This is a genomic window from Rhodococcus sp. 3258, assembly GCF_031456475.1.
Lineage (GTDB): Bacteria > Actinomycetota > Actinomycetes > Mycobacteriales > Mycobacteriaceae > Rhodococcoides > Rhodococcoides fascians.
This window is the reverse complement of record NZ_JAVDUT010000004.1, coordinates 94,698-108,734: the sequence shown is the minus strand read 5'-3', so window position 1 is coordinate 108,734 and position 14,037 is coordinate 94,698. Positions and strand designations below refer to the sequence as shown.

The following is a 14,037-nucleotide window of genomic DNA, read 5'->3' as shown; positions in this document are numbered from 1 at the left end:
GAAAACGGTACTGCGGTCGAGAACCGTGTCGGCGGTCGTGAGTTCAGGATACGAACAATGGGCGATCGCGGACGGCGTGGGCTTCGGCGAACATGTCCAGCAGCGGATCGGACAGCTCCATCAGAACCGGGAGCGATGCGCACGCGGCGTCGGCCACCTCGTCGCAGAAGTCCCCTAACCGAATGGTGCACGAGGCAACCTCGGCGGGGTCGAGCGCAAGCAGACGTTGCGCCGCGATCGCCGAGCCGGTCATGGTGATGTACACCTGCACAGCCGCGGTGTCGGCGACGGACAGGTCGGCTGCGAGTCCCACGTGCCCCGCCGCGACGGCCAGATGCGGCCGCCGGCCGATGGACAGCCAATCGTGATGCGGCCATGCTGATTTGGCCAATCTGAGCAACCCCCGACCCTGAGCTCGCGACGCAGCTCGCACTGCCGGCGACGGCGTCCGGGCATCGCACTCGGCGTCGGCCGCATCCGTGTCCAACGAGCCGAGAACAACCGCACCCGCGATGGACGCCGCCGTGGCTCCCGACGTCCGAATTCGCCGACGCAGAAATGCCTCGAGGGTATCGATGTCGCGCACGAAACCTGATGCGATCGCTTCTTCGACTCCCCCGGAATGGACGTGCCCACCGGTGGGAAGCCGCGAATCTGCAAGCGAGAGGAGGGTTGTGACCTGTCGACGTGCAGCGTACGACGACGCAGTCGACGAGAGGGATCCAAGCGCCATCAGAAGAGGAAATACCGTTGCGCCATCGGCAATTCCGACGCCGGTTGTTCCTTCCACACCTCGCCGTCGATACGCACGGTGAAGGTGTCCGGATCGACTTCGATCTCCGGAAGCGAATCGTTGAGCGGCATATCGGCTTTCCTGATCCCGCGCACGTTCGCAACCGGAACGAGACGACGATCGCACGCGAGGCGATCGGCCAGACCGTCCTCGATCGCTTGTGGCGCAACGAAATGCAGCGACGTCGCAGCGGCTGCCTTGGGTGACGCTCCGAACATCGGCCGCGGCAGTTCGGGTTGCGGCGTAGGAATGGATGCATTGGCGTCGCCCATCGCGGCCCACGCGATCATGCCGCCCTTGATGACCATGTGCGGACGCACACCGAAGAAGGCTGGATCCCACAACACCAGATCGGCGAGCTTGCCCGTTTCGATCGACCCGATCTCCGCATCGAGACCGTGGGCCACGGCCGGACAGATCGTGTACTTCGCGACGTATCGCCTGACCCGATTGTTGTCGGCACCGTTGTCCCCGGGCAGGTATCCGCGCCGCGCCTTCATGACATGAGCCGTCTGCCAGGTTCGCAGTACCACCTCACCGATACGTCCCATGGCCTGAGCGTCGCTGCCGATCATCGAGATCGCTCCCATGTCGTGCAGCAAGTCCTCGGCCGCGATGGTCGACGGCCGAATGCGGCTCTCGGCGAACGCCAGATCCTCCGGAATGCTCGGACTGAGGTGATGGCACACCATCAACATGTCGAGATGCTCGTCCAACGTGTTCACGGTGTGCGGACGCGTCGGATTGGTCGAGCTGGGCAGCACGTGTGCTTGCGCGGCAACGGTGATGATGTCGGGAGCGTGTCCGCCGCCTGCACCTTCGGTGTGATAAGCGTGTATTCCACGGCCGTTGATCGCAGCGAGGGTGGTCTCGACGAATCCGGCCTCGTTGAGGGTGTCGGAGTGAAGAGCCGCTTGAACTCCCGCCTCGTCGCACACTCGCAGGCACGCGTCGATCGCGGCGGGAGTCGACCCCCAATCCTCGTGCAACTTGAATCCCGAAGCGCCGCCGCGCAACTGCTCCCACATCGAATCGGGATTGACCGTGTTGCCTTTGCCGAGCAGCACGATGTTCATCGGCCAGTCGTCGAGAGATTCGAGCATCCTGGACAGATGCCAGGCACCCGGGGTGACGGTGGTTGCCTTGCTCCCTTCGGCGGGCCCGGTACCACCCGCGATCACCGTGGTGATGCCGCCGCCCAGGGCTTCTTCCTTGATCTGCGGGCAGATGAGGTGCACATGGCAATCGATGCCGCCGGCCGTGACGATCTTTCCGTTGCCCGCGATGATCTCGGTCGATGGTCCGATCACGAGATCCGGATGAACGCCGGTCATGGTGTCGGGATTGCCGGCCTTTCCGAGCGCAACGATCCGACCGTCGCGAATACCGAGGTCTGCCTTGATGATTCCCCAGTAATCGACGACGACCACTCCGGTGATGACGGTATCCGGGGCACCGTCTGCCCGGGTGGCACGTGACTGGCCCATCGACTCACGGATCACTTTGCCGCCGCCGAACACCGCTTCCTCGCCGGCCTTGCCCGGACCACCACTTCTGTCCTCGGTGATCTCGATCAGAAGGTCGGTGTCGGCCAACCGAATCCGATCACCCGTCGTGGGGCCGAACAACTGGGCGTATCGACTGCGACTCATACGCGCCATCAGCTGTCCAACTTTCCTGGAGGTGTCATGCTCAAGCCGTATACCTCGCGGGTCCCACCGAGGGGCACGAGTTGCACCGTCTGCTCGATGCCCGGCTCGAAGCGCACGGCAGTGCCGGCCGGAATGTCGAGCCGACACCCGTAGGCGCGATCGCGATCGAACTGCAGGGCGGCGTTCGCTTGAGGAAGATGCACGTGACTTCCCACCTGCACCGGTCGATCGCCGCCGTTCACCACCGTCAAGGTGATCGATTCGGCGCCATCGTTGATCTCGATATCTCCTGCGACGGTGAAGATCTCACCCGGAACCAGATGGCCGTCTCCGCGCTCGGGCGAGATCGGCTCGTGCACAGTGATCAGCTTCGTTCCGTCGGGAAACGTCGCTTCCACCATCACCTCGGGAAGCAGTTCGGGCACACCACTCAGTACGTCGTCGGCCGTGAGCACTTCCCGGCCCGACGCCATCAGCTCTGCCACGGACTTTCCGTCACGAGCACCCTCGAGGAGGTGATCGGTGATGACCGCGATCGCCTCGGGGTGATTGAGTTTCAGGCCGCGAGCACGGCGCCGCCGCGCGAGTTCGGCGGCGTAGCTGACGAGCAGTCGATCCTGCTCGTGCGGAGACAACCGCATGTAGGTTCTCCGTCCGATCGGTGATGATGCTCGGCAATTCTGACACGCAGTCAGCCCAAGGGCACGGTGACCGACCGATCGAGCAGACCCCGCAGGACATTTCGGTCGACAGAAGGGGCCACGTCCTGCAGTTCGGTGACCCCGAACGCGCCCGCGTCCAGGCCGCGTACCAATACGCCCGCGAGAGCTTGCGCCGTCGCCGGCTCGTCCATCACATCTCCGCCGCGACGATCGAGGTAGTTGCCCAGCCGAGCTGCGGCGACGGGCATCGCGTGACGAAAGAACTCGAACGTGGCCAACCACCGCGTCACCAGATGACCGGGGTGCATGTCCCACCCCTGGTAGAAGCCCCGCTCGAGGGATCTGGTCACCAGATCGAAGTGGCGCCGCGCCGACGCTGCCACTTGTTCGGAGCTACCGGTCGGAACCACCTGGGTGGACCCGTCGCACACCCACACGCCTGTCTGCGCTGCCGCAACCAACATGATGTTCTTGGCATGGTCTGCCACCGGATGAGCCAGAGATTGCTGCGCCGATGTGATTCCACACGCCGCGCTGTAGTCGTAGGTGCCGTAGTGGAGCGACGTGCAGCGACCATCCGCGCGGGCTATCGCACGCGCCAACGTCGTCGTACCGTCGGCACCGATCACGGCCTGTGGGCTTTCGATCTGCAACTCGAAACGGAGTGCCCGATCGGGAAGACCGTGAGCCCGCTCGAGTTCTTCGCACAACGCGACCACGGCCGAAACCTGCTCGACCGCGCGGAGTTTGGGCACTGTGAACACGAACCCGTCGGGCACTCCCCCGGCCCCGTCCAGGACGAGTTCCAGGGTTCGAATGCCACGCCGACGCTCATGAGCGGCAAGGCCTTTCGCACGGATGCCCAGCCACGACGGGCCCGCCGTGTCGTGTGCCAGCGCAGCCAACGCTGCACCTGCTGCCGCGGCGTGACGATCCTCGACGGCGTCGGAGCGCCACCCGTAGCCGTCCTCGAAATCGAACCTGAGGTCCTGGATCGGTGCTGCGTTCAGCCGGTCCCGTACCACCGGTAGAGCATCGGTGGTGCCGAGGCCGGCGAAGACCTCGGGGTGCGCATCGAGCAGGCCGAGGGCTGCGGTTCCCCATGCGGCCGGGATGTTCTCGGACGCCTCGGAGGCCGGGATGTAGACAGTGTGGGAGGGCTGCCCGCCTATTCGGTCTCCCGGATAGTGCTGCGCCAGATCGGCATCGATGGGCTCGAAGAGTGCTTCGATGCGGGCGAACGCGTCGTCGTTCAGCGCTCCGCCGGCGGAAGGGGGAACGACATCGTCGTGTCCGGTCATGGGCTTCACTGTCCCAGACGTGCTGTGTTTTCGATATTCGCCAGCCGCACTTTGCCCTGTGCCACCAGGCGGCCGCCCTCGTCGGAGATGTCGACCTGCCAGAGTTGTTGGGTGCGGCCTCGATGTATCGGATGTCCGTGCGCGGCAAGAGAGCCCGAGCGCGTTGCTCGCAGGAAGTCCGTGCTGTTGTTCACCCCGACGACATGACCGCGCGAACCGAACCAGGCCGATCCACCGATGCTGGCAACAGATTCCACCACGGCGCACAGAACACCACCGTGCATGATCCCGGCCGGCTGGTGCAGTTGCGGGGTGACATCCCACTCTGCGCGAACGACGTCGCCGGTCACTTCTCGGTAGGTCAGTCCGACCACGCCGTCGAATCCGCGTCCGCAGAGTTCGGTCAGCTGTTCCGGGGTGAGGGTCTCGAAGGGGCTCGCTTCGGTGGTGCCGTTCGAATCGGTCATTGCTCCGCTTCCGGTCGCGTACTGAGAATGTTCGCCGACTGCAGTCGACCCATGACCAGAAATACACGACACTCCGCCCGAGAAAATCGGTGGGCCTCTCGTTCGAGTCGAACGAGAGGCCCACCGTGGCAAGGACCGGGAGACACTGCAGCCCTCAGGTCTCCGGCGCGGTCCGTTGGTATGAAATTAGCATAGGCATACCTCAGTTCCGACGCAAGACCTTCATGACGCGCGTAGCCGCTGCCGGCCCGGGACTCCGACTCGCGATCGCACGGGCGCGCCGGCAGCGACCATCGCGTCGAGCAGTAACTGGCCGCGCCGCGTTCCGGCGGAGGGGCCGGTCCCGGCCAAGATCGGGACGTACGTCGACGCACCGAGGATCGCGTCACCCACCAGCGCCCAGAAAACGCGAGCATCCAGAGGAGCCCGCTCACTGATCGCGCGATAGACAGACCCGAGAGACGTCAGGCACCGATGCGCGGTCCAGACGAGAAGAGCCTGTTCGCAGGGCAACGTCACGGTTCCGGGCTCGCCCGCAGCCGGATCCTCCGGCAGCACTCGCAAGATGGGCGACGCAACACCCGCCCAATCGATTCCCCCGTCGCTGTCCATATGGATCCACAAGTTCTCGATGCCCGGATCCCAGGCACGCGCTTCGAGCACGAGCAGTGCTGCAACCCGCCCGACCACCGCATGAATCAGCGCAGTCGCCACCTGCACCGCCGCAGCGTGCGGTACTTCGAGATCCTCGAGCGAACGGCGGTACATCTGCTCGACGCGACCGTCGTCGAGGCCGACCGACAGCTGCCACCAACGCCGCTTGCCCTCGTCGGCCATGGCGGCCACCGCGTACATCCTCGGATAGTCGGGATTGAGCGCGCGCAGAGTGGAACACGACTCGGCCAACAGCGCGTGCCCACCGGATCGGTCCGAGAATCGGTGCACATCGGCCCAGCCCGTGAATGCCGCAGTTGCAACTGACACCTGAACGCTCCTTCTGTTCGTGATCGGTGAACTCGCCCCACCGTCGACCAATGGATGTAGGTTAGCCTAACCAGATACGGCTGCCGAGTCAGGCACCGCTACCCTTACCTCGTGTCGCACGGCGAGCAAGGGTTCCGTAACCTAAACCGTGTCCCTTCGATCCAGCGAGGAGTCACGACCCCAGTGACCACAGCTCCGCTACTCGGCCCTCACGGCTCGCGTCGCTCGCCCGACGAGCGATACGGGACCGAGGACGTGCCCACCGGGCCCGCACCGTGGAGTACACGCATCGCAGCCGCGGGGATCGACGCGCTGATCGTGCTCGTGCCGTTGTTCATCGGGTGGTCGATCGTCGACGCCCTTCGCGACGACAACGGCGGTGGCCAGGCCGACCGTGTCGTGTTCGGAGCCATTTCTCTCTCGGTGGCCGTCGCCTTGTTCGTCTGGAACCGCGGCTACCGCGATGGCAACGAGGGGCAGAGCACAGGTAGACGGTGGATGAGTCTGACGCTCCGCGACACCGACACCACCGGCCCGGTCGGTGTCCGTCGAGCTCTCCGTCGCCAGTTCGGTCTCGGCCGGTCCACTTCGGAGGTCGTGCGCGAGAAGACAGCTGCAGCGGATGATTTCGAGCCCATTCCCAAGGATGGTTCGGTTGCCGCCATTCGCCGACGCAGATTGCTCGGCCTGGCAGTGCTGGTCGTCGCTCTGGCCGCCGGCATCTTTGCGAGCATCGCCATCGGTGCCCGACCACTGACGTTCGCCGAGATCGCCCATGCATTGATCGATTCGAACGGCACGGACACCGACATCATCGTGCGGACCTTGCGGGTCCCCCGAACGGTGCTGGCGTTGGTGGTCGGCATCGCGCTCGGTATCGCAGGTGCCCTCATCCAGGGACATACGCGCAACCCGCTGGCCGATGCCAGCTTGCTCGGCCTCAATTCCGGGGCTGCGTTCTTCGTCGTCATGGCCATCTACCTGTTCCGGTTCACCTCTCCGAGCCAGTACCTGTGGTTCGCGTTCGCGGGTTCGGCAGTGGCGAGCGTCGTGGTGTTCGGTCTGTCGTCCATCGGGTCGGGCAGATCGAGTCCGATCAACCTCGCCCTGGCGGGCGCGGGTGTCGCGTTCTTCCTCTCCGCGATGACGAATGCCGTCGTGTTGCTCGACCAAACGAGCCTCGACGGCTACCGCTTCTGGGTGGTGGGATCGGTCGCCGGTCGGGGGCTCGACGTGCTGTGGCAGGTTCTCCCCTTCCTGATTCTCGGTGTGCTGATCGCACTCGCCAGCACCCCGGGCCTGAACGTCATGAGCCTGGGCGAGGACGTAGCGCGATCCCTCGGAACCAACATCGCGGTCACCCGAACCGTCGGAATCCTGGCCATCACTCTGCTGACCGGAGCGGCAACGGCCGCGTGCGGGCCCATTGCCTTCGTCGGCCTCGTCGTTCCGCACATCGCCCGAGCGGTGACCGGACCCGACTACCGCTGGCTCGTGCCCTACGCGGGCCTCATGGGCGGCGTGATGCTGATGATCGCCGACGTCATCGGACGCGTCGTGGTGCGCCCGGGCGAGTTGCAGGTGGGCATCGTCCTCGCACTCTTCGGCGCGCCGTTCTTCATCGCACTGGTACGCCGTAGAAAGTTGGCGAGCCTGTGACCGCCGAGATCCGGTCCCCCGAACCCTCCACGGCCGGTCCCGGCACCGTGCCCGCACGGCCCGCCGTTCGCCTGGGGCGGGTGTCCCTTGTCCGCCGTCCACTGATGGTCGTCACCACCGTCCTCGTGGCTGCCGCCTTGATTCTGGTCATGTGTGTCAACATCGGCCGCGGCGACTTTCCGCTGTCGATCCCCCAGGTGCTCGACGTCCTGCTCGGCGGCGGAACGCGGATCGAACGGTTCATCGTCATGGACCTGCGCCTGCCCCGGTCGTTGACGGGCTTGCTCGTCGGAGCGGCCCTGGGAATTTCCGGTGCGATCACGCAATCCATCTCTCGAAACGCACTCGCCAGTCCCGATATTCTCGGCATCACCGCCGGTGCCAGTGCTGCAGCCGTCGCGCTGATCGTCCTGGGCGGCGGCGGTACCTTCAGCGGTCTGCTCGCCACCCTCGGGCTGCCACTGGCAGCGCTGATCGGCGGAGTACTCACCGCAATAGCGATCTACTCACTCGCCTGGCGGAAAGGCGTCGACGGCTTTCGCTTCATTCTGGTGGGAATCGCCGTCAACGCCATGCTCACGGCCGTCATCGGGTGGTTGCTGATCAGCGCCGACATCAACGACGTGTCGCGCGCGCAGGTCTGGCTCAACGGTTCTCTCAACGGAGCCAACTGGTCGACGGTGTGGCCGGTCGCAGTCGCCGTCGTCATCGTCGGGGGCGCAACCATCGTGTCGACGTTCACGCTGGGAGCACTGCGTCTGGGTGACGACAATGCACGATCGCTCGGAGTGCGGTTGCAGCACAGCCAGGCCGTGATGTTGCTCGCCGCCGTCGCACTCGCTGCCGTTGCCACAGCTGCGGCCGGACCGATCGCGTTCGTCGCACTGGCAGCCCCGCAGATCGCGGTACGGCTCCTTCGAACCCCGGGACCGCCGATCATCGCCTCGGCATTGCTGGGCGGACTGCTGGTAGTGGCGAGTGATCTCATCGCGCGGACGATCCTGCCGGTGGAACTGCCGGTCGGCATCGTCACCTCGGCACTCGGTGGACCGTTCCTTCTGTACCTTCTCGTGCGCAGTAATCGAAAGGCTTCCGTATGACAATCAGCCACGCCTCGCGTTTGGTCGCCGACGATCTCAGCCTCGGTTACGGCGACCGGACCATCATCGAGCACCTCGACCTCGCGATTCACACCGGAGTGATCACCACCGTCATCGGCCCGAACGGCTGCGGCAAGTCGACCCTGTTGCGATCGCTCGGACGCCTGCTCAAGCCCAAGGCCGGAAGCGTGATGCTCGACGGCCGGGCGATCTCCTCGATGAAGACCAAAGAGGTTGCCCGAACCCTGGGCATGCTGCCGCAGGCACCTACTGCTCCGGAAGGACTGACCGTCGCCGATCTGGTCTCGCGCGGTCGTCACCCCCATCAGTCGTGGATCAGGCAGTGGAGCTCGGACGACGAGGCAGAAGTGGCCAACGCACTCGAACTCACCGGCGTCGGCGACCTCGCCGACCGTCCCGTCGACGAGCTGTCCGGTGGTCAACGGCAACGCGCCTGGATTTCGATGGCACTGGCGCAAGGCACCGACATCCTGCTGTTGGACGAGCCGACCACCTACCTCGACCTCGCCCACTCCATCGAGGTACTCGACCTCGTCGATCGCCTGCACGAGGAGCTCGGCCGCACCATCGTCATGGTGTTGCACGATCTCAACCTCGCACTGCGATACAGCGACCAGTTGATCGTCATGAAGCAAGGAACCATCGTCACGTCCGGTCGCCCCCAGGACGTCATCTCGGAGGAACTACTGCTCGACGTGTTCGGACTCGAGGCAGCCGTGATCGACGATCCCATGTCGGATCGCCCGCTCATCGTTCCGATCGGAACTCGCCACGTGTACGGGTCGGTCGGTGGTCCGGTGAAATCGGACAGGCGTTCCGGGACACCGGACTCGCGGGCCGTCTAGCGCAGAGCGTCACCGCTCGATCATCGTTCGGACGAGCTTGAAGCCCTGACCGATGGACACGTCGGGCAGGTAGGCCCGGCCGATTGCGTTGCCGATACTGGGCAGGGCGGCCGGATCGGCGAACGTCATGTGCATCGGCTCGTAGCGCGGCTGGAATTTGGATTTGAATGCCAGCAGAGACCGGAACCCGTAGACAGGTTCGAGGGTGCGCCCGAGTACATCGAGCAACCGTTCGAGCAAGCCGGACAGCGTCGACTGCTCGGCGCTGGACACGTGCTCGGGCTGCTTCTCGTCGACTTTGGCCAGAGGTGCACCGGACAGGCTCAGGAACCTGGCCCCCTCCTGCTCGAGGAGCAGGGCGGCAGAGGCGATGAGAAACTCCATTGTCGGCCGAAAACCTTCCGACCGTCTCCGCATGAAATCGAGCGTCCACCCGACGATGACGCCGTCCTCGTAGACGGGCATCCACGACGTGACCCCGTGCACGGTTCGATGTTCGTCGACGGCAATCAGGCATCGCACGTTCTCGTCGTCGACCTCCTCGAGTCCGCCGAGGGTGAAGCCCATTTCCGGCATCCCCTTGTCTGCCACCCACTCCTCGGAGATCGCGGTGATCTGATCGGTGATGGCCAGTGGAGCGGTGGGAAACCGAATCCACTCCGCGACGACGCCTGCCTTCTTCGCTCGATTGAGCGCAGTACGAACATCCTGGAACCGCTTGCCGGTGAACGCGATCCCGTCCAGATCGAGCACGGTCTCCTCACCGACCTGGATACCGCCCCATCCCAGAGAATCGGTGATACGCCGGACGGCCGGGGTGACGGAGTAGAAACACGGAATCCACCCGTTCTTCGACGCGAATTCGGCAAACTCGACGACGTTGTCTCGCAACGATTCTCGCGGCCCGACGGGATCTCCGGTGGTCAACGCCACGCCGGAAATGACGCGATACGCCACGTAGCTGCGGCCGTCGGCGCTGAACCAGTACTTGTTCCCTCGCCAGGTCGTCATCCACGACAGCGCCGAGCCGCTGCTCGACATCAGCACGCTGCGAGCCCGTTCGGTGGCATCGGTCTCCGGGCCGTACACCGGTGTGAGGAAGGTGCTGATCGTGAGCGCACACACCACGACCCAGAACACGACGCCGGTCCACTCGAACAGCAAGGTGGTCGGGGTGCTCTGGGGTAGAAGGGCGGGCTCGAGCCACTGCAGATAGACCGGCGGAACCAGCCTCTGCGGGAAATCGATCAGCAATCCGCCGAAGGACGGCGAGTCGGCGAAACCGCCGCGACCGAGATAGCCACCGATCGAATAGATCAGGCCGAGTCCTACTACGGCGGCCACGACGGACGCGGCCCAGCGTCGGTACGTGCCAGCCGGTGCCGACACGTCGAAGAACTTCCGAGTGACGATCAGGACCAGCAGGACGATCAGGGGCAGAAGGAAGGGCACGGCAGTGCGGTAGGCAGTGGGAGATTCCAGCCCGTAGAACAACGATTCGTCGTCACCGGCTTCGAGGAATCGGATGGCGTAGTTCGCCACCGACAGCGCGAGCAGAACCACCTGCGAGATCACTGCCATCGCCCACGCGAATCGTCGACCGCGGCGCAAACCGTCACTGACCACCAACAGGAACAGCGACGGCATGATGCTCAGGATCGTCGGCCCGACTCCGCCCAGCCTGAGGTCGAGCAGCCCGCGGCGGCATTCCACCGGATCGGTCGTGGCATCGGCGCAGATCTCACGAACCTCGGCAGCTGTGTACGGCACGCCGCGCACCACGTCGCGAAGCACCGCGAACGGCCCCACGGCATTGGGGCTCAAGGCCGCCAGCACCGGACCGAGGGCACTGGCGGCGACGATCAGCGCGACCAGCACACGTCCTTCACGCTGCGTTCCCGCCAACCTCGGACCGCGCGCCGAGCGGCCGACGATCCACGGGCCCACGATCAGACCGATCACCGCTGCCGCCAACCGAACGACGTCCTGCAGGTGACCGCCGAACAAGGCCAGGGTCACCAGAAGGGTCAGCAGTCCGACGCGAATCCGCCTGCGCCACAGCGTGTCCATCCGCGACGTGGCAACCAGCACAACTCCGCAGACCCATGTCGTCGGGCCCACGGCCGTACCTACGTGCAGGCGGAAACCCCAATCCTCGTCGACGGTCTTCGCCAGCACGGCCAGGCCCAGCCCGAACAACGACCCCGCAACCTGCGTCACGAATGCGGCTACCGCGAACCGACGGGAACCGATACGACGTTCGATCGGGGCAGCAGCGAGGAGCACCGCAACGGTCGCCACCACGCAGCCCGCGATATTCGGCGCTGCCAGACCAGATGTCAGCGGCGTCCAGAGATGCCAGTGCTCGAACGGGACAATGCCTACCGCGAAGTACCTGTCGACCTGACCATGGCCGTCCGACACGACGGCATACATCCCCGAAAGCCAGACCACGGCGAGCAGGGTGAAGCTGACCGGGGCACCCACGGCACCGAACAGGATCAGCGACCACAATCGCCGCGACTGCCGCATCGTCGCCGAGGCGGCGGATCTCACGACGGCCACCTTCTCGGACATCCACGTCGGTGCCGCAGCATCGATCGCTTCCGTCGGACCCCCCGACTCGTCGGTGTTCACGCCGTCAGTCCTGTTCTCGTAGCCAGCCACGGCAGTTCTCGACGTAAGCCTTCGGACCACACCGCGAAGCTGTGTCCCCCTGGTACCTCCACGTACTGCACATCCATTCCAGCGGCCTTCGCCGCGTCGTACATCTCCTGCTGACCCGGTTGGTAATCCTTGTCCTCGGACCCCACGACGAAAATACCGGCAGAGTCCGGGTATCGGCGCGATTTCAGCAGGTCGAGAGGGTTGATCGCGGTGAACGCTGCGGCGTTGCCGCCGAACGCCTGCTGCACGGTTCGATCTCGATCGCCGAGGGTCGGCTCTCGCTGACCCGACAGGTCGAGAAACGTGGGATAGACCTCGGGATGACTGGTGGCCATCTGTATCGAGCACGTTCCGCCGTAGGACAATCCGCCGATCGCCCAATGAGCACGGTTGCGATCCACCTGCAGGGAGTTGTCGATCCAATCGGGAACGTCACGTGCGAGGTACGTGGCCGCGTTGCCGAGTATCGAATCCACGCAGAGCGGATTGGCGATCGACGAGCCGGTGCCGTCGGCCACGACCACCACCGGTGCCAGACCGGCATGATCACGCGCGAAGTTGTCCATGGTCTCGGCGAGCTTGCCCCCGTTGAACCAGTCTTCGGGTGCGCCGGGCTGGCCGGCGAGCAGTACGAGGACAGGAAGGAGCGGACGGGGATCGGCGAAGTAGGCCGGCGGTAGGTAGATCTGGGCGTCTCGCGCCGTGAAGTTCGACGCGGTGGCAGGAATGGTGGCGGAGGTGACGCGGCCGGCGGAAGGCAGGTCGGCAGGTGCGGACCAGGCAGATTCCAGGGGCGTGCCGGTGACGGTGTCGGAGACCGGAGGCGGCACGTCCGAGAACGCTATGCGCTCGGCCGACTCGACACCGAGCGCATTACCCACGGTCGGATACGCATCGAATTCGAGGTTGACGTGCAGAGCAGACGTTGCCACCACGAGGACCGCCGCCAGCACCGACACCACTGTGCCGACCACGCCGCGGGCTGCGATCGACCGTGGTACGAGTGCGAACAGGGCAGCCACACCCACCCCGATCCACACGTAGATCGAGATGTCGATCGGATCGGGGAACGGACGCCATACTTTTTCGACCAGTACGTAACCGATAGCCGTGACGACGATCGCCGCGGTGGCAGCGATCGGCAGCGCACGCCTGGCGTACCGACGCGACCTCGAGACCAGCAACCACAGTCCGCCGGCGGCGCCGAGCACGGACACGATCACCGGCAGTGGCCCATCGAGCAACGACAGTGAATCGAACCACTTCACGCGAGGTCTCCACTCATCTTTCCGACTCGGCCCAGCGGCACCAACTCTCGACAGAGTATGCCCACGGACCCGCTCACGGTCACGACCCGCCGACGCCACTCGACCGCGGCTATGACCGAGACCACAGCACTCGGACGGTAGTTACTACTACGAGTAGTACGCATCCGCGTCGGACTGGCCGTAGACTCGGAGGAATGGCTGGCCTTGGTGAATTGGAACGCGCAGTAATGGACCATCTGTGGGAATCGACGGAGCCGCAGACCGTTCGTCAGGTCCACGAGGCCCTTGCGACTCATCGTGAACTCGCGTACACGACCGTGATGACGGTCCTGCAGCGTCTGGCGAAGAAAAGTTTGGTCGTCCAGCAGCGCGACGACCGAGCTCACCGCTACGCCCCGGTCCATGGTCGCGACGAGTTGGTCGCGAGCCTGATGGTCGACGCGTTGTCCCAGGCCCCCGCCTCCGGCGGTCGTGCAGCCGCCCTCGTGCACTTCGTCGGGCAGGTCGGAGCAGATGAGGCCGCCGCCCTCCGTGAAGCACTCGCGGCGCTGGAAGTGGCACAATCGACGACAGAGTCACCTTCTGCTGCAGAAGGCCGTCCGACGGACTGAGGCTCCT

12 protein-coding genes are annotated in these 14,037 nt (G+C 65.0%); 4 read left to right on the top strand and 8 right to left on the bottom strand.

Annotation, left to right across the window (positions count from 1 at the left end; genetic code table 11):
• Positions 1–43: 43 nt before the first annotated feature.
• The 6 genes from J2X62_RS14290 to J2X62_RS14265 form a co-directional block, all read right to left on the bottom strand.
• Positions 44–733, bottom strand: a complete 690-nt coding sequence (locus J2X62_RS14290) for an urease accessory protein UreF (RefSeq protein WP_048320346.1) — start codon at positions 731–733, stop codon at positions 44–46.
• Positions 733–2,454: an urease subunit alpha gene (locus J2X62_RS14285; protein WP_027497140.1), complete on the bottom strand. Its 1,722-nt coding sequence runs from the start codon at positions 2,452–2,454 to the stop codon at positions 733–735. Before J2X62_RS14285 ends, J2X62_RS14290 begins: the two co-directional genes overlap by 1 nt.
• Positions 2,454–3,086, bottom strand: coding sequence for an urease subunit gamma (locus J2X62_RS14280; RefSeq protein ID WP_048320343.1), 633 nt, complete (start codon positions 3,084–3,086; stop codon positions 2,454–2,456). Before J2X62_RS14280 ends, J2X62_RS14285 begins: the two co-directional genes overlap by 1 nt.
• Before the next feature lie 50 nt (positions 3,087–3,136).
• On the bottom strand, positions 3,137–4,408 hold the full coding sequence (locus J2X62_RS14275; protein WP_310181369.1) for a DUF6986 family protein: 1,272 nt from the start codon (positions 4,406–4,408) through the stop codon (positions 3,137–3,139).
• Between the two features lie 5 nt (positions 4,409–4,413).
• Entirely contained in the window at positions 4,414–4,875 is a 462-nt protein-coding gene (locus J2X62_RS14270; RefSeq protein ID WP_027497142.1) for a PaaI family thioesterase, read from the bottom strand.
• 222 nt (positions 4,876–5,097) lie between these two features.
• A complete protein-coding gene (locus tag J2X62_RS14265; protein WP_228139410.1) occupies positions 5,098–5,820 on the bottom strand; it encodes a hypothetical protein in 723 nt (240 codons plus the stop codon).
• A 222-nt stretch (positions 5,821–6,042) separates the two neighbouring features.
• On the opposite strand from J2X62_RS14265, the gene J2X62_RS14260 reads away from it, so the two are divergent.
• Genes J2X62_RS14260 through J2X62_RS14250 form a run of 3 tightly spaced genes read left to right on the top strand, consistent with a single transcriptional unit; the run spans position 6,043 to position 9,484 of the window.
• Entirely contained in the window at positions 6,043–7,518 is a 1,476-nt protein-coding gene (locus J2X62_RS14260) for an iron chelate uptake ABC transporter family permease subunit (RefSeq protein ID WP_080732069.1), read from the top strand.
• A gap of 47 nt (positions 7,519–7,565) precedes the next feature.
• The gene (locus J2X62_RS14255) at positions 7,566–8,618 is read left to right on the top strand and encodes an iron chelate uptake ABC transporter family permease subunit (protein ID WP_174557250.1); all 1,053 of its coding nucleotides are present in this window, start codon (positions 7,566–7,568) and stop codon (positions 8,616–8,618) included.
• Entirely contained in the window at positions 8,615–9,484 is an 870-nt protein-coding gene (locus tag J2X62_RS14250; protein WP_027497146.1) for an ABC transporter ATP-binding protein, read from the top strand. Before J2X62_RS14255 ends, J2X62_RS14250 begins: the two co-directional genes overlap by 4 nt.
• A gap of 9 nt (positions 9,485–9,493) precedes the next feature.
• On the opposite strand, the gene J2X62_RS14245 is transcribed toward J2X62_RS14250, so the two are convergent.
• On the bottom strand, positions 9,494–12,016 hold the full coding sequence (locus J2X62_RS14245) for a bifunctional lysylphosphatidylglycerol flippase/synthetase MprF (protein WP_283550404.1): 2,523 nt from the start codon (positions 12,014–12,016) through the stop codon (positions 9,494–9,496).
• A 101-nt stretch (positions 12,017–12,117) separates the two neighbouring features.
• Entirely contained in the window at positions 12,118–13,419 is a 1,302-nt protein-coding gene (locus J2X62_RS14240; RefSeq protein ID WP_310181364.1) for an alpha/beta hydrolase-fold protein, read from the bottom strand.
• Between the two features lie 194 nt (positions 13,420–13,613).
• Between J2X62_RS14240 and J2X62_RS14235 the strand changes: the two genes are divergently transcribed.
• Positions 13,614–14,030: a BlaI/MecI/CopY family transcriptional regulator gene (locus tag J2X62_RS14235; protein ID WP_032366177.1), complete on the top strand. Its 417-nt coding sequence runs from the start codon at positions 13,614–13,616 to the stop codon at positions 14,028–14,030.
• Positions 14,031–14,037: the final 7 nt, after the last annotated feature.